Source organism: Phytopseudomonas punonensis (assembly GCF_900142655.1).
GTDB classification, from domain to species: Bacteria; Pseudomonadota; Gammaproteobacteria; order Pseudomonadales; family Pseudomonadaceae; genus Aquipseudomonas; species Aquipseudomonas punonensis.
In genome coordinates, this window is sequence record NZ_FRBQ01000001.1 from 593,202 (window position 1) to 618,307 (window position 25,106).

A 25,106-nucleotide genomic window follows, 5' to 3' on the forward strand; every position below is an offset into this window, starting at 1 on the left:
TCACGCTATCGCCACCTATCAATAGGCGACCTGATAAATAGCCAGCGCATGAGCCTGAGTCATTGCACGTGGGTTATTGGCCAGCAGTCGCTCATGCAACATGGCGTCCGTTGCCAGACGTGGCAGTAACGCCTGATCCACCCCCACATCACGCAAACGTACCGGCAAACCACTGCGCTCACTAAGATCCGCCAGCTCGATGATGAACTGCTCGGTGTGATCAGTCGCATCCCCGCCACGCAGGCGCTCGCCGAGCAACAGCGGCGCCAGCTCTTCGTAGAGTGGCGCGGCAACCGAGGCATTGAACCCCAGCACATGGGGCAGCAACACCGCCGCACTTACCCCATGTGGTACCTGACAATGCCCACAGAGCGGATAGGCCAGCGCATGCACGGCTGCCAGTGGCGCGTTGGCGTAGGCCTGGCCAGCGAGACAAGCGCCCAGCAGCATAGCCTGACGCGCCTCAAGATTGCCGCCGTTATGCACCGCCTCATCCAGATTGGCGCCCAGCAGCCGTAAGGCTTCACGGGCGAGCATATCGGACAGCGGATTCTTGCGCCGTGCGCCGGTATAGGCCTCGACCGCGTGCCCCATGGCCAACATGCCACAGGCGGCGGTAATCGGCGCCGGCAGTTGCAGGGTGAGCTCGGCATCGAGCAGTGCCAGGTCTGGCAGCAGTCGCGCCGACACCACAGCGACCCGCGTAGCATGCTTCGTGGTGACCACGGCTATGGGGGTCACTTCGGAGCCGCTACCAGCCGTAGTGGGTACCTGAATAAGTGGCAGGCGCTGGCCTACGGCCTTGTCGATGCCATACAGATCACTCAACGACTGTCGGCAATCCGGATGAGCCAACTGCGCAACCAGCTTGGCCACATCCAGCGAGCTGCCACCGCCGAAGCCGACGACCAGATTCGCCTGCACATTTTTGGCGAACTGGGCGGCATCCGTCACCACGTTTTCAGGCGCTCCGGTCTTTACATCGTCGAAGACGTGCAGCGCCACTTCGCTACCAGCGAAGGCCGCACGCAGCTCATCGAAAATGCCCAGCCGGGCTACGCCCGCATCGGTTATCACTACCACGGAGCGCGCGCTCCACGCTTTGCAAAGCGGCAATAACCGCTGCACGGCACCGGGTTCGCAAATGAGATGGGCGGCTGTAGCGAAACTGAATGGCTGCATGACGCTTTCCTCTTCATGTTTTGCGCGGGAATCCGCACACCTGAAGGCCATGCCCCTGTGTCGTGCTCGCAGTACTGCATCCCGGCAAGGCCTTTGTTCATAGTAGGCCGAGAACCCACATCTGCCCGGAAATGCATCCCGGCAAAGGCCGTTCGTCGTTTAATCACGGAGTACCGCATGCCGCGAAAACGCCCACGGCCTGTGCACAGCTTTTCTCGGCCTCGTGGCCCGAAGCAACGCAAGCCAGTATCCATGCAGGTTTCACGAGTTACTGAGAGGATCAATGCAAATGCACGACATTGATTGCTCAGAAAAGTGCTAGTCCATCCAGTTCTTGTGGTTATGACATATCCGCCTAAAGCCGGTGCGCAGCACGTTTTAGACTCAAACCATCGAAGTGAAAGACGGAGGTGACTCATGCCCCTTTCTATCGACGGCATGAATGTAGGTCAGTACAGCTACCGGCCGGTTGGCACTGTCGGTAACTCATTGCAAACCAATGCGCTGGATCGGGTGCAGCCCACCGCCCAACGGCTAAATGATGCTCAGCAGCAACTTTTGGAGCGTCGGCAGCTCGATCAGGAGCGCCAAGAGGAGCTGCGCGAGGCACGCGAGCAAGCACGTGAAGAGCGAGTCGCTCAGCAGGAGCAGCAACAAGAGCGGGCTCTGCAGCTGCGCCTTGATCGCCAGCAGGCGGCCCAGGCGCTCGACGAGCAACTACGCGAGCAGCGCCTTGAGGCCCTGCAGGAACAACGACTGGAGGCACTCAATCCGTTGTCGCCCGAAAGCCTGGCCAGGCAGCGCGTGCAGACAGATAACACGTTGCCGGCGAGCAACGCTGCTCAGCTCAACCCGCGTCTGGCTGCCGAGGCGATTTCCACGTATCGCCAAACAGAGTCGCCAGACTTCATCAGCCGCAGCCTCGTCGCCTGACAAACGAATCGGGTCCTGTGTAACGCCGTTACACAGGACCCGATTCGTTTATAGGTGCGCTTTGGTACTGAGCTAGCGCTCACCTGCAAGCCAGATGAGCACCATTTAACGATCAGTCCTTTTCGAGTGCTTCCTGGCGCTCGAGAAATTCTTCCTGCAACAGCGCATCGGGGTTTTCCGACTCGCCCTCATGCAGTGATTGCTCCAAATGCCCGGTACCCACCGCCTTGCTTTCCAGCTTACCGACCAGATGCTCCAAGGCGTGGCGCATTTTCTCGGCGGCACCTTCGATAGCCTGCTCCAACGACTCGGCCTTGTGGGTCACCGACAGCGGCTGATGCCCTTTTGGGCGAGCCTCGATCTGGCAGCGCTTGTCGTCTGCACCGCCCTTTCCGGCGTTCTCGTCACTGATATGCACTTCTACCCGCGACAGAAATTCCTCGTAGCGATCCAGTCGATCCGCCACCGATGCGCCGACCCATTCCTGGAGTCGCGCGCTGCCTTCGATATGGTTGCTGTTCACGTGAACTTGCATGGTATTCCTCGCTTCTGACGGGTCTGAAAGCTTGGAGGCAGCAGATACAGACTAGGTTCCTGCTCAATGCCCCTGCTGCCACCATACGCAGCCGGGGCACACAACGGAAGGCCGATCAGAAGCGGTCGCGGATCACCACTTCGTCGAACGGCAGCTTGCCAATCCGCGGCTTGGCATCAACAGCTTTCTTGCCGACGGCAACCATCAGGCCGATCACGTGGTTGTCCGGCAGGTTGATCAGCTTGGCCACGGCATCGAAATCAAAGCCGTCCATGGGGCAGGAATCCAGACCCTTGCCACGCGCGGCCAGCATTAGCGTTTGCGCCACCAAACCACAGCTGCGCATGGTTTCGTCGCGCTGCACCTGCGGCTTGTCGCGGTAGTAATTGTCGATGGCGCCGCCCATGAACTGCTGCACCTCAACTGGCGCACCTTCCCATACACGACTTACGTTCTTCTCCCAGCTGTCGACCTGCGCGCAGACCACCACCAGCATCGAAGCGTCGGTCATCTGCGCCTGGCCCCAACCAACTTCGCGGATCTGCTGACGCAAGGCCGGATCGCTGACTTCCACCAGGCGCACATGCTGCAGGTTGAAGGCCGTCGGCGCGAACAGCGCCAGTTGCAGCAGTTCATTCTTCTCCTCGCTGCTGAGGGTGAAACCCGCGTCATAGACCTTGACGGCGCGGCGGCTGCGGATGGCTTCGTCGATATGCATGGCAAACTCCAACAGAAATGGAAAACCCGCCCATGCTAGGCGCGCCGGCGCGATGACGCCACTTGAGCATTCCGATTGGATTCATCGCCTGTAACGATTTATTCGAACCGCGCCTGGCGCAGCCAGTCGTACATCAAAGCCGCCAGGGCGCTCGTGCAGGCATGCCAAAGTACGGTGCGCGCAATGCCCCTGCGGCTTATTAACGACTGTCCCCCGGAAAGCCTCGAGCGTTAAGCTGTCGACCATGAGCCAATCGCCCTACATCCTTCCACCCGCAGCTAAAGCCGATGCACTGAAGCTCGGAGGCGACTGGACGCTCGCCCATTACGGCGCGCTGCTGGCTCAGGTGGATGCTGTCAGGCGCGACCTGGCGGATGATGCAGAGCCGGATATCAGCGCGCTGAACGCGCTGGACACCGCCGGCGCGAGCCTGCTGGTAGAATTACTCGGCGCAGAACGCCTACTCCAGTTGCTTCCAACCGCCCAGCTCAGTACCGAACGCCGCGCTCTGCTGCACACCGTCGCCACAGCCATGCAGCAGGATCAGCCACCTGCGCACCCGGCGCGCTCAACGTATCGCGAGTTCTTCGGGCATATCGGTGAGGTGGTCGAAGGCGTCTGGCACAAGGCGGTCGGCCTGCTGGGTTTCGTGGGTCTAACGCTCAGCACCATGCTGCTGATTCTGCTCAACCCGCGCCGCTGGCGGCTGACATCGCTGGCCTCGCACCTCGAACAGATCGGCCTCAATGCTGTGCCCATCGTCGCCCTGCTGACCTTCTTGGTAGGCGCCGTGGTGGCCTTTCTCGGCGCCACTATCCTCAGAGATTTCGGCGCGACCATCTACACGGTCGACCTGGTGGCGTTTTCCTTCCTGCGTGAATTCGGCGTGCTGCTCACTGCCATTCTCATGGCCGGCCGAACCGCCAGCGCCTTTACCGCGCAGATTGGCTCGATGAAAGCCAACGAGGAAATCGACGCGATCCGCACGCTGGGCCTCAACCCCATGGAGCTGCTGGTGCTGCCGCGGGTGTTCGCCATGCTGATCGCCCTGCCGCTGCTGACCTTTATCGCCATGGTCTGCGGCATGCTCGGCGGCGCCATGGTGTGCATGCTGACGTTGGATATCTCACCGACGATGTTTATCAACCTGGTGCAGCAAAACATCCCGATCAATAACTTTTTGGTGGGCATGCTCAAGGCGCCGATCTTCGCCTTTCTGATCGCGGTGATTGGTTGCCTGGAAGGTTTCAAGGTCACCGGCAGCGCCCAGTCGGTAGGCGAGCGCACCACCTCGAGCGTGGTGCAGTCGATCTTCGTGGTCATCGTGGTCGATGCCGTGGCCGCACTGTTCTTGATGGAGATGGGCTGGTGAGTGGCGAAGCGATCATTCAGGTCCGCGACCTGACCAACCAGTTCGGCCCGCAGGTGGTGCATCAGCACCTGGATCTGGATTTGTACCGCGGCGAAGTACTCGGCGTGGTGGGTGGCTCGGGCACCGGCAAGTCGGTGCTGCTGCGCACTATCGTCGGCCTGCGTCAGCCCAATGCCGGTACGGTGCGGGTATTCGGCGAAGACCTGCTGACCCTGCCTCCCCAGCGGCGCTCCGAATTGGAACGACGCTTCGGCGTGCTCTACCAGCGCGGCGCGCTGTTCTCGTCGCTCACCGTGCTGGAGAACATCGCCCTGCCGCTGATTGAGCATGCCGGCCTCACGCGCGCCCAGGCCGAGCGCCTGGCCGCATCCAAGGTGGCGCTGGTCGGCCTGCCGGCCCACGCTTGTGCCAAGTACCCGACCGAGCTGTCCGGCGGCATGGTCAAGCGCGCCGCGCTGGCCCGGGCTTTGGCGCTGGAACCGGACATCCTGTTTCTCGATGAGCCGACGGCGGGCCTCGACCCTATCGGCGCAGCGGCTTTCGATCAGTTGATCCGTACCCTGCGCGACGCGCTGGGGCTCAGCGTTTTTCTGGTCACTCACGACCTGGATACGCTTTACACCTTGTGCGACCGCGTGGCGGTGCTGTCGCAAAAACGGGTGCTAGTGGCCGACACACTGAACGTGGTCGCCGCCACCGACGATGCATGGATACACGACTACTTTCACGGCCCGCGCGGACGCGCAGCCGAAGAAGCTTCAGCGAGGATTAGTTGAATGGAACCACGCGCCCATCACGTATTGATCGGCATGTTCACGGTGGCGATCGTCAGCGCCATTCTGGTGTTCGCTCTGTGGCTGGGGAAAACCAGCGCCGACAAGCAGTTCAACTACTACGAGGTGATCTTCACCGAGGCGGTCAACGGCCTGTCCCAGGGCAGCGCCGTGCAGTACAGCGGCATTCGCGTCGGCGACGTGACCAGCCTGACCCTCGACCCGCAGGACCCGCGCAAGGTCCACGCGAACATCCGCATTACCGGCAACGCACCGATCAAGGAGGACACCCGCGCCCGCCTGACCATCACCAATATCACCGGCGGCGCGGTGATCCAGCTGCACGGCGGCTCACCGGAAAGTCCGGCGTTGGTAGCCAAGAATGGCGGTACGCCGATCATCATCGCCGACCGCTCGCCGCTGTCACGGCTGATGGCCAATGGCGAGGATCTGATGGTCAGCGTCACGCGCCTGCTCGATCGCGCCAACGCCATGTTCTCCCGCGAGAACACCCAGAACATCGCCAAGACCTTGCGCAACCTCGAACAGATTACCGCCAGCGTTTCCGAACAACGCGAGGAGCTGCGCGAAGCGCTGACCCAAATGAGCGCTGCCGGCCGCGAAGCGTCTGCCCTGATGAAAAATGCCAACGGGCTGTTCACTGGCCCGGCGCAGAACACCCTCGATAGCGCCGAGCGTCTGGTCACCTCGCTGGAGCGCACCAGCAGCAACATCGAGCAATTGCTGCAGGACAACCGCGCAGCCCTCGACGGCGGCATGCAAGGCATCGGCGAGCTGGGCCCGGCGATCAACGAGCTGCGTGACACTCTCGGCTCGTTGCGCTCGTTCTCGCGGCGCCTTGAGGAAGACCCCGCCGGCTATCTGCTGCGCAGCGACAGCATCAAGGAGTTCCAGCCATGAAAGTACTCGCCACCGCTGGCGCCCTGCTGCTGACCGGCCTGCTCGGCGCCTGCTCGATTCTGCCCTCGGGTGAGGCGCTGAACGTCTACCTGCTGCCGAGCAATCTGCCGGTGCGTGCAACCGATGCCCCACGGGAAAGCTGGTCGCTGCGGGTCAACAGGCCGCAGAGCAGCCAACTGCTCGACAGCCCACGCATTGCCGTGCTGCCGGAAGGCGACATGATCAGCGCTTACCAGGGCGCGCGCTGGAGCGATCGCGCGCCGGCGCTGTTTCGTGATCGGCTGATCGGCGCCTTTCTCGATGACGGCCGGATCGGCGCCGTCAGCAGCGACGACAGCCGCCTGCAGGCCGACCTGGAACTGAGCAGCGATCTACGTGCCTTCCAGAGCGAGTACCGCAACGGGCGGCCAGAGGTGCATATCCTGCTCGATGCCCGCCTGGTGCAAGCCGGCAACCAGCGCATCCTTGCCAGCCGGCGCTTCGAGGTACGCCAGCTCGCTGGCGATACCGCCGTGGAATCGGTCGTGAAGACATTCGGTACAGCCAATGACCAACTCTCGCGGCAGCTGATGGATTGGGTAGTGGAGCAAGGACGGCGTAATGCGCCGGATAGCAGCAAGCCCTGAAAACTGTTGGTAGCGAGCATTAAAGCTGGCTCCTGTGGGAACGGGCCATGCCCGTGATTTTCGCGCGCATGGCCCGTTCCCACAGGTCGATGACAGTTATCGTTGCATAATAAAAACGGCCGGTGTGATCGCTCACTCCGGCCGTTTGTTTGCTGCTGTAGCCTGTCAGGCAAAGACGATTTCGTCGCCCTCGACCTTACCGGTCACCGTGCTGCCGGGGTTGAATTTGCCGGCCAGGATCATCTGTGCCAGCGGGTTCTCGATCCAGCGTTGAATGGCGCGTTTCAATGGCCGTGCGCCGTATACCGGGTCGTAACCAACGGCGATCAGCTTGTCCATGGCCTCATCGGACAGTTCCAGGCTCAGCTCGCGCTCGGCCAGACGCTGCAGCAGGCGACAGAGCTGGATGCGGGCGATACCGGCTATCTGCTCACGCGCCAGCGGCTCGAACACCACCACCTCGTCGATACGGTTCACGAACTCCGGCGGGAAGTGGTTACCCACCGCGTCCATCACCGCCGCACGCTGTGCTTCACGATCACCGACCAGCTCCTGGATCTGCGCCGAGCCCAGGTTGGAGGTCATCACGATAACCGTGTTCTTGAAGTCTACGGTGCGGCCGTGGCTGTCGGTCAGGCGACCATCTTCGAGCACTTGCAGCAGCACGTTGAATACGTCCGGGTGGGCCTTCTCAACCTCGTCCATCAACACGACGGAGTAAGGCTTGCGACGCACCGCCTCGGTCAGGTAACCGCCCTCCTCGTAACCGACATAGCCGGGCGGCGCGCCGATCAAGCGAGCGACGGAGTGCTTCTCCATGAACTCGGACATATCGATGCGCACCAACGCGTCTTCGGTATCGAAGAGGAACTCGGCCAGCGCCTTGCAAAGCTCGGTCTTGCCGACGCCGGTCGGGCCGAGGAACAGGAACGAGCCACTTGGCCGGTTCGGATCCGCCAGCCCGGCACGCGAGCGGCGCACAGCGTTGGCCACCGCCACCACGGCTTCATCCTGACCAATGACGCGCTGGTGCAGCAGGCCTTCCATCTTCAACAGTTTGTCGCGCTCGCCTTCGAGCATTTTCGACACCGGGATACCGGTCCACTTGGAAACGACTTCGGCGATTTCTTCCTCAGTCACCTTGCTGCGCAGCAGCTGATTCTCGGTCTTGCCGTGCTGGTCGACCATCTGCAGGCTGCGCTCCAGATCGGGGATGATCCCGTACTGCAGTTCGGCCATACGATTGAGGTCGCCCTTACGGCGCGCCGCTTCGAGCTCGGTGCGCGACTGTTCGATCTTCTGCTGAATCTGTGCCGAGCCCTGGACTTCGGCTTTCTCCGACTTCCAGATTTCTTCGAGGTCGGAATATTCCTTCTCGAGCTTGGCGATGTCTTCCTGCAGCTTGATGAAACGCTTCTTGGCGGCCTCGTCCTCTTCCTTCCTCAGCGCCTGGGCTTCCACCTTGAGCTGAATCAGTCGCCGATCCAGCCGGTCGAGCACCTCTGGCTTGGAGTCGATTTCCATACGGATGCGGCTGGCGGCTTCGTCGATCAGGTCGATGGCCTTGTCGGGTAGCTGGCGGTCGGTGATGTAACGATGGCTGAGTTTGGCCGCCGCGATGATCGCACCGTCAGTGATGGCCACCTTGTGGTGCACCTCATAACGCTCCTTGAGGCCACGCAGGATGGCGATGGTGTCTTCCTCGCTCGGCTCGTCGACCAGCACCTTCTGGAAGCGACGCTCCAGGGCGGCGTCCTTCTCGATGAACTGGCGGTACTCGTTCAGCGTAGTGGCGCCCACGCAATGCAGCTCGCCACGAGCCAGGGACGGCTTGAGCATGTTGCCCGCGTCCATCGCGCCCTCGGCTTTGCCGGCGCCGACCATGGTGTGCAGCTCGTCGATGAACAGGATCACCCGGCCTTCCTGCTTCGAGAGCTCGTTGAGCACCGCCTTGAGGCGTTCCTCGAACTCACCGCGGAATTTGGCGCCAGCGATCAGCGCGCCCATGTCCAGCGACAGCAGGCGCTTGTCTTTCAAGCCGTCTGGAACTTCGCCGTTGATGATGCGCTGGGCCAGGCCCTCGGCGATGGCCGTCTTGCCCACACCAGGCTCGCCGATCAATACCGGGTTGTTCTTGGTACGGCGTTGCAGCACCTGAATGGTGCGGCGGATTTCGTCGTCACGGCCGATCACCGGATCAAGCTTGCCCTCTTCGGCACGCTTGGTCAGGTCGACGGTGTACTTGTCGAGCGCCTGGCGGGACTCTTCGATGTTTGGGTCGTTGACCGCATCGCCGCCACGCAGGTTGTTAACCGCGTTTTCCAGCGCCTTGCGGCTCACACCCTGGGCGAGCAGGAGCTTGCCCAGTTTGGTGTTCTCGTCCATGGCGGCGAGCAGCACCAGTTCGCTGGAGATGAATTGATCGCCCTTCTGCTGCGACAGACGATCAGCCTGGTTGAGCAGACGCGCCAGATCCTGGGACAGGCTCACATCGCCGGTTGGGTTCTGGATCTTGCCCAGCTGATCGAGCTCTTTGCTCAGTGCCTGGCGCAGGCCGTTCACATCAAAGCCCACCTGCATCAGCAGCGGGCGAATGGAGCCGCCCTGCTGGTCGAGCAGCGCCAGCATCAGGTGCAGCGGCTCGATGGCGGAATGGTCGTGGCCGACGGCCAGGGACTGGGCGTCGGAAAGGGCAAGTTGCAGCTTGCTGGTTAAACGGTCGATTCGCATGGCGTCATCCTTCCTTCTTTAAAGGCAGGCCGGCGCGATGCATGCGCCTGACGTTAAAACCTGCCGAGATGGAGCATAGATGAGGCCGATTGTGCGGGTTTCAAGCGCAGAGGTTTTGATAAGAATCAGGGGTTGCCTGATTAGGAGGCAGAACAGCCCTGGGTATCGCTGCGCTCAACGCCAGGCTACGGTCTGAGCAATTGCATTGCAGGTTTGTAGGAGCGTCGACCTCGGCGCGATGCGATGGCGGCCATTGCGCAACACAAATGCCGCTCACACCATTCGCTGCGAGGGCGCAGCTCCTACACGAGCGTTGATGATCGCCAGTGATTAGCGATCCGCCAACCAGATCAGCGAAGCGAAGCGGCCGGTCTGGGCCGAACGGCGATAGGAGTAGAAGCGCGAATCGCTGACTGTGCAGAAGCCGCCGCCATACACCGCGGTGATGCCGCGTGCGGCGAGACGGGTGCGCGCCAGTTGGTAGATATCGGCCATAAAGCGCCCAGCGTTTTCACTCGGCATGAAGGCGCCAGCGGCCTGGGCATGCTGGCTGACGAACGCCTCACGCACCTCGGCGCCAACCTCGAATGCTTGCGGGCCGATTGCAGGGCCTAGCCAAACAAGGGTGTCGTCTGGCTCAACGGCCAGCGCATCCAATGTGGCTTCAAGCACGCCATTGGCCAGCCCACGCCAGCCGGCGTGAGCGGCAGCGACGCGGGTACCGGCACGGTCGCAAAACAGCACAGGCAAACAATCAGCGGTCATCACCGTCGCGGCGATGCCTGGCGTGGCCGTCCAGCTGGCATCGGCTTCGACGACAACTTCCGGATCGGCATGCGCAACGGCAATGCCATGCACCTGCTGCAGCCAGGCCGGCCGACAACCGAGCTGACTGAGCAGCCGCTGACGGTTCTTGGCCACCGCAACCGGGTCATCCTCGACATGGGCGGCCAGGTTGAAACTGTCGTAAGGCGCCACACTCACGCCGCCAGCGCGGGTGGTCACGCAGGTGCGCACCCACTCAGGAGCGGGCCAGTGTGGCGTCAGCCAGTCATGAGCCTTGTCACTCATCCGATGAACGCCTCGCGGTCCTGACGCAGCAGCGTCAGCAACCAGACGAAGTCATCGGGCAATGGCGACTGCCACTTCATGCGCTCGCCGGTGATCGGGTGATCCAGTTCGAGGAAGCGCGCGTGAAGAGCCTGGCGCGGAAATTCCTTGAGGCTCTGCACCATGGTCTGGCTGGCCGCTGGCGGAATCCGAAAGCGCCCGGCGTACACCGGATCACCGACCAGCGGATAACCGATGTGGCTCATGTGCACACGAATCTGGTGCGTACGCCCGGTTTCCAGTTTGACCCGACTGTGAGTGTGCGACCGGAAACGCTCAAGCACACGGTAATGGCTGACCGCCGGCTTGCCGCCGTCAGTGACCGCCATGCGCTGGCGCTGGGAAGAACTGCGGCCAATCGGCGCGTTGATCTTGCCGCCCGAGGTAATCACACCGATAACGATGCACTCGTAAATGCGGCTGACGGTGCGCTTCTGCAGTTGATCGACCAGGCGGGTCTGCGCTTCGATAGTCTTGGCGACCACCATCAGGCCGGTGGTGTCTTTGTCGAGGCGATGCACGATACCGGCACGCGGCACGTTGACGATGTCCGGCACGTGGTGCAGCAGCGCGTTGAGCAAGGTGCCATCGGCATGCCCGGCAGCCGGATGCACGACCAGCCCGGCAGGCTTGTCGATCACCAGAATCTGCTCGTCTTCGTAGACGATGTTGAGCTCGATGTCCTGGGCAATCCACTCACCCTGGGCCTCCTGCTCGGCGGAAAGGGCTAGCACAGAGCCACCGTGAACGATGTCACGGGGGCGCAGCACCTGACCGTCAACGGTCAGATTACCTTCCTTGATCCAGCCGGAAAGGCGCGAGCGCGAGTGCTCGGCGAACAGCTGGGCGGCGACTTGGTCGAGGCGTTGACCGCCCAAATCGGCGGGCACCTCGGCGGTTAACTCAATGGCCTGCTTATTAATAGATGACATGCTCGGCAACGGCGGGGGCATAGCCTTTGGTTTCGGCTACACGCTTGTGGTTAAATACGGCGTCTTTGCCCCAGGGGTACCGGGGGCGCTCATCATAACAGGACGGCCCTGCCCAAGACAGCCGCCGTCCCAGGGACGCAAGCCGCCATGCCAGTGAAACACCTGCTGCTGATCGCCATCCTCGCACTCACCGCCGCCTGTTCTTCCAAGGAAGTTGTGGACGAAAACCTCAGCGAGACAGAACTTTACCAGCAGGCTCAGCAAGACCTGGACAACGGCAGCTACACCAGCGCCGTGACCAAGCTCAAGGCGCTGGAGTCTCGTTACCCGTTCGGTCGCTATGCCGAACAGTCCCAGCTCGAGCTGATCTACGCCAACTACAAGAACGCCGAGCCGGAAGCTGCACGCTCCGCCGCCGAGCGTTTCATTCGCCTGCACCCGCAGCATCCGAACGTCGACTACGCCTACTACCTCAAGGGTCTGGCGTCGTTCGACCAGGATCGTGGCATTGTCGCGCGCTTCCTGCCGCTGGACATGACCAAGCGTGACCCGGGCGCCGCCCGCGACTCCTACAACGAGTTCGCCCAGCTCACCAGCCGCTACCCGAACAGCCGCTATGCGCCTGATGCCAAGCAGCGCATGATTTACCTGCGCAACCTGCTGGCGGCCTACGAAATTCACGTAGCCCACTACTACCTGACTCGCCACGCCTATGTCGCTGCAGCCAACCGCGGCCGCTACGTGGTGGAAAACTTTCAGGAAACCCCATCGGTCGGTGACGGCCTGGCCGTGATGGTCGAGGCCTACCAGCGCCTGACCCTCGATGATCTGGCTGCCACCAGCCTGGAAACCCTGAAGCTCAACTACCCAGATCACCCAAGCCTGGAAAACGGTGAATTCGTACCGCGTGAAGAAGCCGCCGATGAGCGCTCCTGGCTGGCCAAGGCCACTCTCGGCCTGATCGAAAGCGACGCGCCGCCACCTCCAAGCCAGACCCAGGCCAGCCAGGACGTGATTCGTCAGTACGAAGAAGCTGCCGACCAGATTCCGTCGGAGCTGAAATCGGCAACCGAGAAAGAAGAACCTCAAGCGCCCAAGCGCTCCTGGCTCAGCTACATGACCTTCGGCCTGTTCGACTAAGCCAAGATCATAAGCTGCCCCACCAACGATGCCAGTCAACCGACTGGCATCCTGCGTTTTGGCCCAGTGAAAACGCTGACCGGGTAACTGTCCGCCCAAGGCGTCCTTAGCTACACTGCCCCATCCTCCGACACGAAGAGAGCGCCATGGGCCTGTTCCGCCTACTGTTCTGGATTGCCATCATCTTTGCAGCCATCTGGGTATGGCGCCGCTATGTCGGTGCAACGCGCCAGCGCCAGGCAGCACCGCCTGTAGACAGCCCGGCGCCCATGGTGCGTTGCGCCCACTGCGGCGTGCACACACCGCAACAGCACGCCATACAACTGGCGCAGCGCTGGTACTGCAGCCGGGCCCACTTGGAACAAGGTCCCAAGCCCGGTGCCCAATAGCGCCCTCGCCGTACGGGGCCCACAAGGGCACCGTATTTTCCGGCTTTACCACCTCTACCGCCTGGTCATCGGCGTGGTGTTGGTGCTCCTGGTGTCGGCCAACCTCGACTCCGAGTTGCTCGAGCTGGCCCACGTGCCGCTGTTTCGCGGCGCCAGCTGGGTCTACCTGACGCTCAACATCCTGGTCGCGCTGACCCTCCACACACCCAATCGCCTGCTGCCGGTATTCGCCGTTGCGCTTGGCGACGTGATGCTGCTCTCGGCACTGTTCTACGCTGGCGGCGGCACGCCGAGCGGGATCGGCAACCTGCTGATCGTATCCGTGGCGATCTCCAATATCCTGCTGCGTGGTCGTTTCGGCGTATTGATCGCTGCCGCTGCGGCGATCGGCATGATCTACCTGACTTTCTACCTGAGCCTCAGGCACCCACAGGTCAGCGCCCAATACGTACAGGTCGGCGCGCTGGGTGCGCTGTGCTTCGCCGCGGCGTTGTTCGTTCAAGGGGTGACTCGCCGCCTGCAGGCCAGCGAAAGCCTCGCCGAACAGCGCGCGGCTGATGTAGCCGACTTGGAAACGCTGAACAACCTGATCCTGCAGCGCATGCGCACCGGCATTCTAGTAGTCGACGAGCAGCGCCGCGTGCTGCTGGCCAACCAGTCAGCACTCGGCTTACTGGACCAGCAGAACCTGGCTGGCAAGATTCTCGACCCGCACTGCACCGAGCTGGTCAAACGCCTGCAGCACTGGCATGAGAACAGCAGCATGCGCCCCGCCAGCCTGCAAACGCTTGATGACGGCCCGACCCTGCAGCCCAGCTTTATCCCCCTGCAGCGCGGCGGCCAACGGCATATCCTGATTTTGCTCGACGATATCTCGCAGATCGCCCAGCAGGCGCAGCAACTCAAGCTGGTCGCCCTCGGCCGCTTGACCGCCGGTATCGCTCACGAGATTCGCAACCCGCTAGGCGCTATCAGCCACGCAGCACAGTTGCTGCAAGAGTCCGAAGACCTACAGGGGCCGGATCTGCGTCTCGCGCAGATCATCCAAGATCACTCGCGGCGCATGAACCTGATCATCGAAAACGTGCTGCAGCTCTCGCGCCGCCGTCAGGCCGAGCCTCAACTACTGGATCTCAAGTACTGGCTGCACCGCTTTGCCGCGGAGTTTCGCAGCACCGCGCCAGCATCAAAGGTGCTGCATTTGGCCATCGAAGGCAGCAGCATCCAGACGCGCATGGACCCCAACCAGCTCAACCAGGTCATCACCAACCTGGTGCAGAACGGCCTGCGCCACAGCGCCAAGCTCAACCCGCAAGGCCAGGTCTGGCTGAAGCTGTTCCGCGATCCGCGCAGCGATTTGCCGGTGCTCGAAGTGCTTGATGACGGTGAAGGCGTGCCAGCAGACCAACTGCATCACATCTTCGAGCCTTTCTACACCACGGAGAACAAAGGCACCGGCCTGGGCCTGTATATTTCCCGTGAGCTTTGCGAAAGCAACCAGGCTCATCTTCACTATCAATCACGCGAAGGCGGCGGCGCCTGCTTCCGTATCACCTTCGCGCATCCGCGGAAAATGAGCTGAACGACCGATGAACCGCCAGAGAGCCCTGATCGTCGACGACGAACCCGATATCCGCGAGCTATTGGAGATCACCCTCGGGCGCATGAAGCTCGACACGCGCAGCGCGCGCAACGTCAAGGAAGCACGCGAGTGGCTGGCCAAAGAGCCGTTTGATCTGTGCCTGACCGATATGCGTATGCCTGATGGCACCGGGCTCGACGTCGTGCAGCACATCCAGCAACGCTACCCACAAACGCCCGTGGCGATGATCACCGCGTTCGGCAGCATGGATACCGCGATCAATGCCCTCAAAGCCGGCGCCTTCGACTTTCTGACCAAACCCGTCGACCTGGGCCGCTTACGCGAGCTGGTCGATACGGCTCTGCGCCTTCGCAGCACTGACGATGAAGAAGCACCAGGCGCTAGCCGACTACTGGGAGAATCACCGCCCATGCGCGCTCTGCGCGGGCAGATCCAGAAACTCGCGCGCAGCCAGGCACCAGTCTATATCAGTGGCGAATCCGGCAGCGGCAAGGAATTGGTGGCCCGGCTGATCCACGAGCAGGGCCCGCGCCGCGAGCGCGCCTTCGTACCGGTCAACTGTGGTGCCATTCCCTCGGAGCTGATGGAAAGCGAATTTTTCGGCCACAAGAAAGGCAGCTTCACTGGCGCTGTCGAAGACAAACAAGGCCTGTTCCAGGCCGCCAACGGCGGTAGCCTATTTCTCGATGAAGTGGCGGACCTGCCGCTGACCATGCAGGTCAAGCTGCTGCGCGCCATCCAGGAGAAAGCCATTCGCAGCGTCGGCGGCCAGCAGGAGGTGGTGGTCGACACCCGCATCCTCTGCGCTACCCACAAGGATCTCGCCGCCGAAGTGGCAGCCGGGCGCTTTCGCCAGGATCTCTACTACCGCCTCAACGTCATCGAGTTGCGTGTACCACCGCTGCGCGAACGCCGCGAAGACATTCCCTTGCTGGCCGACGTGATGCTCAAGCGCCTCAACGAAGGTATCGGCCTGCCGCCGGTCAAACTCGACGGCCCGGCGCTGGAAAAGCTCAAGAGCTATCGCTTCCCCGGCAACGTCCGCGAGCTGGAGAACATGCTGGAACGTGCCTACACGCTGTGCGAAGGCGACGTAATCTGTGCTAACGACCTGCGCCTGGCCGATGCGTCTCCTGGCGGCGAAAATGGCGATGCCAGCCTGGCGCAAATCGACAACATCGAGGATTACCTCGAAGACGTCGAGCGCAAACTGATCATGCAGGCGCTAGAGGAAACCCGCTGGAACCGCACAGCGGCAGCACAACGCCTGGGCCTGAGCTTCCGCTCGATGCGCTATCGACTGAAGAAACTAGGCATCGACTGAGACCGTAGCCTGCGGTTGAGCGAAGCGATACCCAGGTTATTGCGACCTGCCAACAAAGCAGGTCGCTCCTTACTGCAAGCGCCCCACTGGTGAGTAAGGCGCAGGATCGATAATCGGCTCCCGCCCAAGCATCAAATCCGCCAACAACTGACAAGATGCAGGCGCCAGCACCAAACCGTTGCGGTAATGCCCGCAGTTCAGCCACAAGCCCGGATGCCCGGGCACCTCACCGATAAAGGGAATGCCCTCGGGCGAGCCTGGTCGCAATCCAGCCCAGTGCCCCACCACCTCGGCGTCGCGTAACGCCGGCAGCAACGTTTCAGCAGAAGCACGCAAACTGGTGAGTGCCTCATCAGTTGGCGTCTTGTCGAACCCAGCATGCTCCAGCGTGCTGCCCACCAGAATATGTCCGTCACGCCGCGGAATCGCGTAACGCCCGCCGGCCAGCACCATGCTGGGCAGAAAATCCTCGGCGCACTTGAACAGAATCATCTGCCCCTTGACCGGCTCAACAGGCAGACTCATTTCCAGGCTCTGCAATAGCTCCCCGCTCCAGGCGCCCGCAGCGACCACAACCTGCTCGGCCAACAACTCACCTTCGGCAATATGCACCCCGGCGATACGGGCGCCATCGCGCACGAACTGTAAAACTGGGCTGTGCTCACGCAGCGCGACGTTCGGCAAATGCTGTAGGGCAGCTCGCAGCGCTTTGACCAGTCGCGGGTTACGCACATTGGCTACGCCAGGCATATAAATGGCGCGCTCGAACCCGTCACCCAGCAAAGGAACCTGGGCATAGGCGGACTCGACAGGCACCTTATACAGTGGTCGTCTCTCTCGCTGCGCCCAGGCCAGCGCTTCGACCTGGTCATCCAGATCCAGCCAATACAGCCCCGTGACATGCACCTCGGGATCGACGCCAGTATCCGCCAGCAGCCGCTCGCCAAGGCCTGGGTAGTAATCCTGTGACCAGTGCGCCAGCGCCGTCACCGCATGGCTATAGCGCCAGGGATAAAGCGGCGACACGATCCCGCCCCCAGCCCACGACGCTTCCAAGCCAACAGAGCCGCGATCCAGCAACATGACGTTCCTGCCCGCCATCGCCAGCTGATAGGCCGACAACAACCCGATAACACCACCACCCACCACGATCACATCCGCACGCACAGCTCACCCCAGTTGCGAGAACGGCAAGCCTTGACAGCGACACCTCAGGGTCTAAACAGAAAAGGCAGGCCAGGAAGGCCGTCAATCATACGCGCATAGGGAATTGCATCATGAATAGAGATCATCAGAAGGCTTTCAGTCTTGTAGAGTTACTGATCACAATGGGCATATTAGCCATCTTGATCAGCCTGGCAGCGCCCTCATTCACGCAATTCCTAGAGACCAAACGCCTGCAGTCATCGCGCGATCTACTCGCCAGCCACATTCAACAAACACGCACCAATGCCATCACTCTCGGACGCCCTCATCAGCTATGTGGCTCTAGCGACGGGGAAAACTGCGACGGCGAATGGGGCAGCTATTGGCTGATCACCACAGTAGGCGATAGCCCAGAGATTCTTCGCCAACAACTGGCGCCTACTGAGAACTTGTGCTGGGCGGGTTTCGCAAGTGACAGCATCCGCTTCCACCCCAACGGGACGAGCTGGATCAGCAACGGCACGTTCTCTATCTGTAACGCGAACGGCCCTCACTGGCAGCTAGTCCTTAATCGCCAGGGCCGTTTAAAACTGGGCACTAGTCACAACTCGAGCTGCTGCTAGACCAGTCATCCGCGCATCAGAACCGATCATCCACGGCCAGAAGACAGGCGCCAGATAAGCCGTCACGATTCTCTAGCCCTCCTGCATTCAGACTGGACAACCATGCCAAGCCCCTCAGACAACCACCTCTCGGCGTGTTTGCGCGCACAGCGCGGCTTTACCTTGATTGAACTGATGATTGTCGTCACGTTGCTCGGCGTCTTCGCTGCCATTGCCGTGCCGAGCTTCACAGAACTCATCAACAAAAGCCGTACTCAGTCACTCAACAATGAGCTGATCTCGTTGCTGCAGTACACCCGAAGCACGGCCGTCGAACAGCGAACCTTCCTCAAAGCTTGCAAGGAAACCAATAACGGCCGTGATAGCTGGTCGGTCAAAAGGAAATGTGACGACTCCAACGAAGATCCCCTTCGTAAGCTCGACATACCTGAAACGCTAAAGGTAACGGCCTCTATTGATGCAATCTCTTTTCGGTACAACGGCACGGGAACAACTGCTCAGTTGGTCACCTGTAAGAGTGACGATTTCGCCAACGGCTTCACGATTGACGTCAACTCAAGCGGCAACATCAGGACGTGGCCAAGAGGCCAGAAAGGAACTTCGACCAATATGACTGAATGCAAGTAATGCCTGGGGAATGGCGATGAATAGAGACAGCAAAGGCTTCAGCCTGATCGAAGTGCTGGTCGCACTGCTGCTAACTACGGTCGGAGTACTGGGCATGGTTGCTCTACAGGGCCGTAGCGTGCAGTACGCACAGGACTCGGTGCAGCGCAACGTGGCGGTAGATCTGGCCAATGAACTGGTCGAAATTATTCGTGCCTACCCAAAAGAGACTTTTAGCAATACCGCGCCCGCAGCACCCATGAATAGCGGGCTCACATCCAACTCGATATTTTATAAAACCAAGGGCCAGGATCTTTCCAATAGCGCCGACTGTATCGCTAGCAGCACGGTCGTCGCGAAAAGCGCCAAAGAACAGCGCGACTGCTGGGCCAGCAGAGCCAAAGCACTGCTGCCGGGCGGTTCTAGCGTGTTCGTGAGCGACACCTACATTTGCCGCAGTAGCAGCGCGGGTAATTGCAACAACCAAGGCTCGATGATCGAAATTCGCCTAGCCTGGCAAGTTCGTGAAGGCGCCTGCCTTGATGCTGCCGATAGCGATAATACCTCCACTGTTTGTACCTACACCGTGCGAGTGCAGCCATGAACCTAACCAAACACCAGGCTGGCCTCTCATTGGTCGAACTGATGATTGCCTTGGCTATCAGTAGCTTTCTGATCCTGGGCATCACTCAGGTTTACATCGATAACCAGCGCCACTATCTTTTCCAGCAAAGCCAAACCGGCAACCTGGACAGCGGTCGGTTCGCCTCATTGATATTCGAGCAATACCTGAGCAAAGCGGGCTACCGCCGTACGCCGTCTAAACTTCTGGAGGAGGCCTTTCCTGTACGGACAGCTTCGGGCGGCTGCCTGGCTTTTGCTGCGGGCGCGTCGGTAACCGGGCTAGACCCCGCAGAAGGCATCGGCTTCTGCGTGCGTTATCAACCACAAGTGAGCGCGGAATTGGACTGCCAGGGCATTGCCAGCACCACTACCTATGCTAAAGCCTTCCCAGATGTCGCCTCAAGCAGCCTGATCGTACTAGCCTTCAAATATGAAGCAGGTGCATCAGGCGAGTTGCAGAATGGCAAATTACTGTGCAAAAGCCTCAATGTCAGTGCTCCGCAGTTCACCGAGCAGCTAACGGGCATCGCCGACATGCGTCTGGACTTCGGCATTGGTAGCACCGACGTGCTATCAAAAGAAGTAACGTCCTACGTGGCTCAGAAAGACTGGACAGCAAACACAGGCGCGATCCGCAGCGTGCGCTACTCGTTACTGCTCGCCAGCCGTACAGCCCAGCGTGACAGTGACGACTCAAAAGTGCTGACCGACTGGCTGGCACTGGCACCTGCTGCCACTAAAACACGCCTGCAAAACGCTGATAACAAACGCATCTATCAGGTAGTAAGCAATACCCAGACAGTCAGGAACCTAATGCCATGAGTGCTCTCTCTAGTCGCCATACTCAGGGCGGCGCCGTCCTGATGATCGCCCTCGTCATGTTGCTGGTACTGACCTTACTGGCGGTTGGTAGCATGCGTGCCACTACCTTGGAAAGCCGCATTACCGCCAACAAATCTCACGATACCCAACAACAAAGCGCGGCTGACGCATCCCTGCGCGAGGCCGAATTTCGTTATTACGGTCCGGCTAACCTGGCTGACAAGTTGGAAGGGAACGCCGCTAATTGTGCGCTTACCAACACGTTGAAAACCAATGGACTCAATAAACCTTGCTTGCTTTCTATTAAAGATGACAGCCTCCTCAATTTTGTCGAAAAACCCAGATCAATAGAAGCAGCATTTCTTAAAAGTGAATCCACAAACAGCCTTTTGTGGATGCCCTATCGCGGAATAGATGCAGCCAACCAAACGACTGCAGGAAATAGAGAATCTAGCAACAATAAAACAACTTACTGGAATAGCACGCGCGCGATCACCGTAGGCAACGCGGCAATCAATGCCGAATACGGAATGCAGCTCGAAGGCCAAGGCACTTATTACTACCTAAACAATGCCAAGGCGGATGATCAGGTTTACCTGCAGTCGACGCACGCCAATATCTATCTGGGCCTGAACAATTGAGAGCCTGCATAATGAAAACCCTACAATTTACCTCCTGCGTCAAGGTGCTTTCTTATGCAGCTTTCGGTGCTGCACTGCTGCATGGCGCCAGTAGTTACGCCGCAGTCTCACAAAGCCCTGTTAGCCTGACCATCGGCGTTCCGCCAAATATGCTCCTGACGCTCGACGACTCAGGAAGTATGCGTTTTGCGTTTGCACCGGACAGCATTAGCGGCACCTCTGCGACGCGACGCGCAAAATCAAGCGCCTATAATCCGCTCTACTACAATCCCCGCGCGACTTATAAAGCACCTACCGTTTTCACAACAGCGGGCGTCGAACAACAACTGACGACAACTTTTGCACAGGCTTGGCATAACGGATTCAATACCAACGTCGGCTCAGTCGATCTCAGCGGAGCCAATTATAGGGTCGGGTGGGATGTCCCAATAACCAGTAAACCCGCTGATTATTCTTACACAACCTCAACCAATTACACCGGAACGGGCATCGTATTTCGCTTAGGCGAGAATCCGGCCAGCGATTTCCAGGCTACTGCCTCGATATCTTCCAATAACGTTACAGCCACATCAACGACACCAGGTGGAATCCAGTTCAGAATTACTCGAACTTCGGGTGGCTGCACCGCCACCGCAAGTTATACTGGAATTTTTTCAAATATAACGGCCTCATGCAGCCGCAATGGGAATAACTCGACGGCCACACTCAGTCAAAGTAGTGTTCCCGCCTATTATTATGTATACGATTCAAACGTCGCCACTGGCTGCAGCACCGCTAATGACACGTGTTACGTTCTGAAATTTGTTGGAAGCGCAGAACAGCAGAATTTCGCCAACTGGTATTCCTTCTACCGAAATCGTGCCCTTGCAACCATTTCCGCAGCAGCCTTGGCGTTCTATGACGTGTCTCCATCCGTGCGCCTGAGCTGGCAAGGGCTCAATCGCTGCACAACTTTCACTGGCTCGGATACTGACTGCGGCAACAATGCTTTCAAGGCCTACAACCCGGCACACAAAGGCCAGTTATATAACTGGTTACGAACCATGACATTTGACTCAGGTACCCCACTGCCCACAGCCATGAGACGAGCTGGTGATTTCTACCAGACCACTACAGCCTGGCAGGCTTTTCCCAATGGCACGGGCAACACAACCCAGAATACCTACGCCTGTCGTCCCAGCTATCACATCATGATGACGGATGGTGTCTGGAACACTGCAGCCACCTCGCCTAGTGGCTTCCGACACGATGCTGACACGTTCACCCTTCCGGATAACACACCTTTCGTGCGTCGAGCGCCTTACTACGATGCTACGGCCAACACCCTGGCAGATTTAGCCATGCATTATTGGGCGACCGACCTGAACCCCAACCTGAGTAACACTCTGAAAGCCTACACGCCCTTTAAGAGTGGCGATGCGACTACAGACTACTGGGATGCACGCAACGATCCAGCCACTTGGCAACACATGACTAACTTCATGATGGGGCTGGGTCTGACTCAATCACTGAATCAGACAAGTATACCCTGGGCCGGTAGTACCTTCACTGGAGCTGGCTATAATGCCCTGAAGGCCGGTACCGCATCTTGGCCGGCAGCAGGTCCAAGTGCAACCGATGCTAACGTTTATGACCTGTGGCACGCCGCGATCAACTCCCGCGGAGAGTTCTTCAGCGTGGACAGCCCAGAGGCTATGGTGCAGGCCTTTACAGATATTCTTTCGCGCATCGCCGACCGTAAATCGACTGCAGCCCGTCCAGCAATTAACTCAGGTCAGGTTAGTGTTGACGAGAATAATAACGGCACGGTCAAGACGGTTTCTTATCAAACCTCCTATGCCAGCGATGACAACTGGTCGGGCGATGTCAAACGCTTTGAGAAAAGCTGGAATGCTACAACTAACAAGATGGAAACCAAGGAAGTCTGGAGCGCCAAGGCCATGATACCTGGCACTCGCAATATCTATATAGCTGGGTCAGGCAATACAGGTCTTGCAAAGTTCACGGGGCCCAACGCGGCGTTGACCAGCTACTCGGGCGTTACACTGCTCACCTACCTGAACCGCGACCCAGAAAATGCCAATACTGCCGATACAAAAGGTTCGGCGCGAGTAAGCTATCTAAGCGGCGACCGCGCGGGAGAAGGCACCACTTACCGGCAGCGCAGCGGCGTGCTGGGTGACTTCTACTCATCGACACCCGCGGTGGTGCTGAATACTCCCCGCTACTTGGAGCAGTTCACCAATCGTCTGGAGGGTAATAACGCTTACACCACGTTTAAAGGTAGGATTTCCACCCGCTCCCCACGCATTTACGTAGGCGGCAATGACGGTATGCTGCATGGTTTCAACGCGAATACGGGCGTCGAAGAATTTGCGTTTATCCCATCTGCAGTCTTTCCGAAGCTCAACAAGCTTACTGGCAGCAACTATAGCCATGAGTTCTACGTAGATGGCTCGCCTGTGGTTGCTGATATCTATGATGGCAGCGCGTGGCGCACTATTCTGGTTGGCACACTCAAGGCAGGAGGCAAGTCCATCTTTGCCCTGGACATCACCTTGCCTGGACAAGAAAAACTCCTTTGGCAGTTCGACGAGAACAGCATTACCGCCGCCAACGCAGTGAAGATGGGTTATAGCTTTTCCCAGCCGACCATTGCTCGTTTGCACACGGGAAAATGGGCCGTGGTATTCGGCAACGGTTACGAAAGCGCCAACAATACCAATGGTAAAGCCGCGCTTTTTATCCTCGATGCTGTTGATGGCACTCTACTGAGAAGTTTGGAAGTACAGGGTACGAACGGTGTCGCCAACGGCCTCTCAACGCCCAAGCTAGGCGACTTCAATGCCGACGGCACGGCTGATTACGCCTATGCTGGCGACCTACAGGGCAACATGTGGCGCTTCGACCTACTGCGTGCAACTCAAGATGCGGACAACCCATTCAAGGTTACTAATAATGTTCCTGCCAGTGCCTTTAAGGTAGGTTTTGGTGGTAGCCCGCTGTTTAAGGCCACAGCGGACAATGCTGGCACACAGCGCCAAGCCATTACCTCCGCTCCGAGCCTGGTGACCCATCCAACCGGCACCGGTTATCTGGTGATCTTCGGCACCGGCCGATTCTTCGACACTGCTGACAAAGCGGGCGACAAGAGCATGCCCCAGAGCGTTTATGGTATCTGGGACAAACAGACGCTCGGTGAAACAGCAAGCAACCCCAATATTTTGCGCTCAAGCTTGCAAGCTCAGAGCATCGAAACAACCACCACCGTTTCGGCCGATGGCAGTACCGCCAGGGGACGAGTGATCAGTAACAACACGGTTCGCTGGCAGCCAACCACCAACGCCTCCGGTGTCACGCAATCAGCACAAAATGGTTGGTATCTGAACCTGGTGCAGGCAGATGGCGAAATGGTGGTAGAAAATATGTCGCAATTGGGCCGCACGGTTTTCTTCCAATCCTTGGTGCCGAATGACGACCCGTGCGGCGACGGTGCCGGTAACTGGACCTATGCCATCAACCCCTACTCAGGTGGCAGAACAACACAGAAGGCGTTTGACTACACACCGACTACAGATGTTGGCACCTCAATTGTTTCCGCAGTCCGACAGGATGGCGAAGGCGGTGGTACCGTATCGCAAAACTCAGATGGCCGTTACCAGTACTCTACAGGCCAATCATCCATCAATATCTACCCAGACCCGAGCAGCATTGGACGCCAAAGCTGGCGCCGCACGGAGGAGCAGGAATGAATCGTTCTAGCGGCCTCGCGCCATCAGAAACATTCAACTCGAAGCAAACGGGCTTTACCTTGATAGAAATGATGGTTGTAGTTGCCATTATCGGCATACTCGCAGCTATTGCTTACCCGAGCTATGCCGAATATGTGAAGAGAGGCAACCGCAGCGAAGGCCAAGCCCTGCTAAATGATGCAGCAGCGCGACAGGAGCGCTACTTTAATCAGAACAATGCCTACATCACCACTGATGCCAATATCAGCAAGCTAGGCATGTACCTAAAAGATAATAAATCTAATACCGGTAAATATGTGTTCTCGGTCAGCAAGGTCAACACGGATGGAGGCTATACCCTGACTGCAAATCAGCAATTTAACGACACCAAATGCGGCAACCTCACACTTAACGCCAAAGGCGAACGTGGGGCAACAGCCTCAGGTGCAAATGTCAGTGACTGCTGGCGCTAGTGCTACAGCCCCAACAGCAATCGTTGGGGCATTTCTTTCCTAGGGGATTAGACGGCACGCTAGCTAGCCCCTGTACCCGTTAAGCTAGTTACAGCGAGTACAATTTTGGTCTTGCGTTAACTTGTGCCTCAACCACATCCTCCCCACTACTG

At 59.3% G+C, this 25,106-nt stretch carries 23 protein-coding genes; 16 read left to right on the forward strand and 7 right to left on the reverse strand.

Annotated features, from left to right (window positions below):
* Positions 1-18: 18 nt before the first annotated feature.
* Complete coding sequence (locus BUC40_RS02715) at positions 19-1,182, reverse strand: iron-containing alcohol dehydrogenase (protein WP_073262347.1); 1,164 nt, start codon at positions 1,180-1,182, stop codon at positions 19-21.
* 417 nt (positions 1,183-1,599) lie between these two features.
* Between BUC40_RS02715 and BUC40_RS02720 the strand changes: the two genes are divergently transcribed.
* Positions 1,600-2,115: a hypothetical protein gene (locus BUC40_RS02720; protein ID WP_073262349.1), complete on the forward strand. Its 516-nt coding sequence runs from the start codon at positions 1,600-1,602 to the stop codon at positions 2,113-2,115.
* A gap of 112 nt (positions 2,116-2,227) precedes the next feature.
* Here BUC40_RS02720 and BUC40_RS02725 read toward each other — a convergent pair whose 3' ends face one another.
* Together BUC40_RS02725 and BUC40_RS02730 are read right to left on the reverse strand one after the other, a co-directional pair.
* The gene (locus BUC40_RS02725; RefSeq protein ID WP_073262351.1) at positions 2,228-2,650 is read right to left on the reverse strand and encodes an HPF/RaiA family ribosome-associated protein; all 423 of its coding nucleotides are present in this window, start codon (positions 2,648-2,650) and stop codon (positions 2,228-2,230) included.
* Positions 2,651-2,765: 115 nt separating this feature from the next.
* Entirely contained in the window at positions 2,766-3,368 is a 603-nt protein-coding gene (locus tag BUC40_RS02730) for a nitroreductase family protein (protein WP_073262353.1), read from the reverse strand.
* 244 nt (positions 3,369-3,612) lie between these two features.
* Between BUC40_RS02730 and BUC40_RS02735 the strand changes: the two genes are divergently transcribed.
* From BUC40_RS02735 to BUC40_RS02750, 4 genes are read left to right on the forward strand one after another with little or no spacing between them, the layout of a single operon-like run.
* Entirely contained in the window at positions 3,613-4,740 is a 1,128-nt protein-coding gene (locus BUC40_RS02735) for an MlaE family ABC transporter permease (RefSeq protein ID WP_073262355.1), read from the forward strand.
* Entirely contained in the window at positions 4,737-5,516 is a 780-nt protein-coding gene (locus BUC40_RS02740) for an ABC transporter ATP-binding protein (RefSeq protein WP_073262357.1), read from the forward strand. Before BUC40_RS02735 ends, BUC40_RS02740 begins: the two co-directional genes overlap by 4 nt.
* The gene (locus BUC40_RS02745) at positions 5,517-6,434 is read left to right on the forward strand and encodes an MlaD family protein (protein ID WP_073262359.1); all 918 of its coding nucleotides are present in this window, start codon (positions 5,517-5,519) and stop codon (positions 6,432-6,434) included.
* Positions 6,431-7,060: an ABC-type transport auxiliary lipoprotein family protein gene (locus BUC40_RS02750; RefSeq protein WP_073262361.1), complete on the forward strand. Its 630-nt coding sequence runs from the start codon at positions 6,431-6,433 to the stop codon at positions 7,058-7,060. The genes BUC40_RS02745 and BUC40_RS02750 overlap by 4 nt, the downstream gene beginning before the upstream one ends.
* 165 nt (positions 7,061-7,225) lie before the next feature.
* On the opposite strand, the gene clpB is transcribed toward BUC40_RS02750, so the two are convergent.
* The 3 genes from clpB to rluD all read right to left on the reverse strand — a co-directional run bounded on the left by clpB (position 7,226) and on the right by rluD (position 11,832).
* Positions 7,226-9,790, reverse strand: a complete 2,565-nt coding sequence (gene clpB, locus BUC40_RS02755) for an ATP-dependent chaperone ClpB (RefSeq protein ID WP_073262363.1) — start codon at positions 9,788-9,790, stop codon at positions 7,226-7,228.
* 330 nt (positions 9,791-10,120) lie between these two features.
* Positions 10,121-10,861: a peptidoglycan editing factor PgeF gene (gene pgeF, locus BUC40_RS02760; RefSeq protein ID WP_073262365.1), complete on the reverse strand. Its 741-nt coding sequence runs from the start codon at positions 10,859-10,861 to the stop codon at positions 10,121-10,123.
* Complete coding sequence (gene rluD / locus BUC40_RS02765; protein WP_073262367.1) at positions 10,858-11,832, reverse strand: 23S rRNA pseudouridine(1911/1915/1917) synthase RluD; 975 nt, start codon at positions 11,830-11,832, stop codon at positions 10,858-10,860. Before rluD ends, pgeF begins: the two co-directional genes overlap by 4 nt.
* 147 nt (positions 11,833-11,979) lie before the next feature.
* Between rluD and BUC40_RS02770 the strand changes: the two genes are divergently transcribed.
* From BUC40_RS02770 to BUC40_RS02785, 4 genes are all read left to right on the forward strand, one after another.
* Positions 11,980-12,972: an outer membrane protein assembly factor BamD gene (locus BUC40_RS02770; protein WP_073262369.1), complete on the forward strand. Its 993-nt coding sequence runs from the start codon at positions 11,980-11,982 to the stop codon at positions 12,970-12,972.
* A 146-nt stretch (positions 12,973-13,118) separates the two neighbouring features.
* Positions 13,119-13,361: a PP0621 family protein gene (locus BUC40_RS02775; protein ID WP_073262371.1), complete on the forward strand. Its 243-nt coding sequence runs from the start codon at positions 13,119-13,121 to the stop codon at positions 13,359-13,361.
* Positions 13,351-14,943 carry a sensor histidine kinase gene (locus BUC40_RS02780; protein ID WP_073262373.1) on the forward strand — a complete coding sequence of 531 codons (1,593 nt, stop codon included), beginning with the start codon at positions 13,351-13,353 and terminating at the stop codon, positions 14,941-14,943. The genes BUC40_RS02775 and BUC40_RS02780 overlap by 11 nt, the downstream gene beginning before the upstream one ends.
* Before the next feature lie 7 nt (positions 14,944-14,950).
* Entirely contained in the window at positions 14,951-16,288 is a 1,338-nt protein-coding gene (locus tag BUC40_RS02785) for a sigma-54-dependent transcriptional regulator (RefSeq protein WP_073262375.1), read from the forward strand.
* A gap of 69 nt (positions 16,289-16,357) precedes the next feature.
* On the opposite strand, the gene thiO is transcribed toward BUC40_RS02785, so the two are convergent.
* The gene (gene thiO / locus BUC40_RS02790; protein ID WP_073262377.1) at positions 16,358-17,455 is read right to left on the reverse strand and encodes a glycine oxidase ThiO; all 1,098 of its coding nucleotides are present in this window, start codon (positions 17,453-17,455) and stop codon (positions 16,358-16,360) included.
* A gap of 110 nt (positions 17,456-17,565) precedes the next feature.
* Here thiO and BUC40_RS23290 point away from each other — a divergent pair, with 110 nt between their 5' ends.
* From BUC40_RS23290 to BUC40_RS02825, 7 genes are all read left to right on the forward strand, one after another.
* Positions 17,566-18,057: a GspH/FimT family pseudopilin gene (locus tag BUC40_RS23290; protein WP_073262379.1), complete on the forward strand. Its 492-nt coding sequence runs from the start codon at positions 17,566-17,568 to the stop codon at positions 18,055-18,057.
* A gap of 102 nt (positions 18,058-18,159) precedes the next feature.
* The gene (locus BUC40_RS02800; RefSeq protein WP_073262381.1) at positions 18,160-18,684 is read left to right on the forward strand and encodes a GspH/FimT family pseudopilin; all 525 of its coding nucleotides are present in this window, start codon (positions 18,160-18,162) and stop codon (positions 18,682-18,684) included.
* Between the two features lie 16 nt (positions 18,685-18,700).
* Positions 18,701-19,267, forward strand: coding sequence for a type IV pilus modification protein PilV (gene pilV, locus BUC40_RS02805; protein ID WP_073262383.1), 567 nt, complete (start codon positions 18,701-18,703; stop codon positions 19,265-19,267).
* Entirely contained in the window at positions 19,264-20,109 is an 846-nt protein-coding gene (locus BUC40_RS02810; protein ID WP_073262385.1) for a PilW family protein, read from the forward strand. Before pilV ends, BUC40_RS02810 begins: the two co-directional genes overlap by 4 nt.
* Positions 20,106-20,750, forward strand: coding sequence for a PilX N-terminal domain-containing pilus assembly protein (locus BUC40_RS02815; protein WP_073262387.1), 645 nt, complete (start codon positions 20,106-20,108; stop codon positions 20,748-20,750). Before BUC40_RS02810 ends, BUC40_RS02815 begins: the two co-directional genes overlap by 4 nt.
* Before the next feature lie 11 nt (positions 20,751-20,761).
* The gene (locus BUC40_RS02820) at positions 20,762-24,502 is read left to right on the forward strand and encodes a pilus assembly protein (protein WP_073262389.1); all 3,741 of its coding nucleotides are present in this window, start codon (positions 20,762-20,764) and stop codon (positions 24,500-24,502) included.
* Positions 24,499-24,954: a type IV pilin protein gene (locus BUC40_RS02825; protein ID WP_073262391.1), complete on the forward strand. Its 456-nt coding sequence runs from the start codon at positions 24,499-24,501 to the stop codon at positions 24,952-24,954. The genes BUC40_RS02820 and BUC40_RS02825 overlap by 4 nt, the downstream gene beginning before the upstream one ends.
* Positions 24,955-25,106 lie beyond the last annotated feature (152 nt).

What these genes read in the sequence shown, in the direction of transcription:
- BUC40_RS02715 (WP_073262347.1), bottom strand. Translation starts at nt 1,182, where the DNA reads ATGCAGCCATTCAGTTTCGCTACAGCCGCCCATCTCATTTGCGAACCC.
- BUC40_RS02720 (WP_073262349.1), top strand. Translation starts at nt 1,600, where the DNA reads ATGCCCCTTTCTATCGACGGCATGAATGTAGGTCAGTACAGCTACCGG.
- BUC40_RS02725 (WP_073262351.1), bottom strand. Translation starts at nt 2,650, where the DNA reads ATGCAAGTTCACGTGAACAGCAACCATATCGAAGGCAGCGCGCGACTC.
- BUC40_RS02730 (WP_073262353.1), bottom strand. Translation starts at nt 3,368, where the DNA reads ATGCATATCGACGAAGCCATCCGCAGCCGCCGCGCCGTCAAGGTCTAT.
- BUC40_RS02735 (WP_073262355.1), top strand. Translation starts at nt 3,613, where the DNA reads ATGAGCCAATCGCCCTACATCCTTCCACCCGCAGCTAAAGCCGATGCA.
- BUC40_RS02745 (WP_073262359.1), top strand. Translation starts at nt 5,517, where the DNA reads ATGGAACCACGCGCCCATCACGTATTGATCGGCATGTTCACGGTGGCG.
- BUC40_RS02750 (WP_073262361.1), top strand. Translation starts at nt 6,431, where the DNA reads ATGAAAGTACTCGCCACCGCTGGCGCCCTGCTGCTGACCGGCCTGCTC.
- clpB (WP_073262363.1), bottom strand. Translation starts at nt 9,790, where the DNA reads ATGCGAATCGACCGTTTAACCAGCAAGCTGCAACTTGCCCTTTCCGAC.
- pgeF (WP_073262365.1), bottom strand. Translation starts at nt 10,861, where the DNA reads ATGAGTGACAAGGCTCATGACTGGCTGACGCCACACTGGCCCGCTCCT.
- rluD (WP_073262367.1), bottom strand. Translation starts at nt 11,832, where the DNA reads ATGTCATCTATTAATAAGCAGGCCATTGAGTTAACCGCCGAGGTGCCC.
- BUC40_RS02770 (WP_073262369.1), top strand. Translation starts at nt 11,980, where the DNA reads ATGCCAGTGAAACACCTGCTGCTGATCGCCATCCTCGCACTCACCGCC.
- BUC40_RS02775 (WP_073262371.1), top strand. Translation starts at nt 13,119, where the DNA reads ATGGGCCTGTTCCGCCTACTGTTCTGGATTGCCATCATCTTTGCAGCC.
- BUC40_RS02785 (WP_073262375.1), top strand. Translation starts at nt 14,951, where the DNA reads ATGAACCGCCAGAGAGCCCTGATCGTCGACGACGAACCCGATATCCGC.
- BUC40_RS23290 (WP_073262379.1), top strand. Translation starts at nt 17,566, where the DNA reads ATGAATAGAGATCATCAGAAGGCTTTCAGTCTTGTAGAGTTACTGATC.
- BUC40_RS02800 (WP_073262381.1), top strand. Translation starts at nt 18,160, where the DNA reads ATGCCAAGCCCCTCAGACAACCACCTCTCGGCGTGTTTGCGCGCACAG.
- pilV (WP_073262383.1), top strand. Translation starts at nt 18,701, where the DNA reads ATGAATAGAGACAGCAAAGGCTTCAGCCTGATCGAAGTGCTGGTCGCA.
- BUC40_RS02810 (WP_073262385.1), top strand. Translation starts at nt 19,264, where the DNA reads ATGAACCTAACCAAACACCAGGCTGGCCTCTCATTGGTCGAACTGATG.
- BUC40_RS02815 (WP_073262387.1), top strand. Translation starts at nt 20,106, where the DNA reads ATGAGTGCTCTCTCTAGTCGCCATACTCAGGGCGGCGCCGTCCTGATG.
- BUC40_RS02820 (WP_073262389.1), top strand. Translation starts at nt 20,762, where the DNA reads ATGAAAACCCTACAATTTACCTCCTGCGTCAAGGTGCTTTCTTATGCA.
- BUC40_RS02825 (WP_073262391.1), top strand. Translation starts at nt 24,499, where the DNA reads ATGAATCGTTCTAGCGGCCTCGCGCCATCAGAAACATTCAACTCGAAG.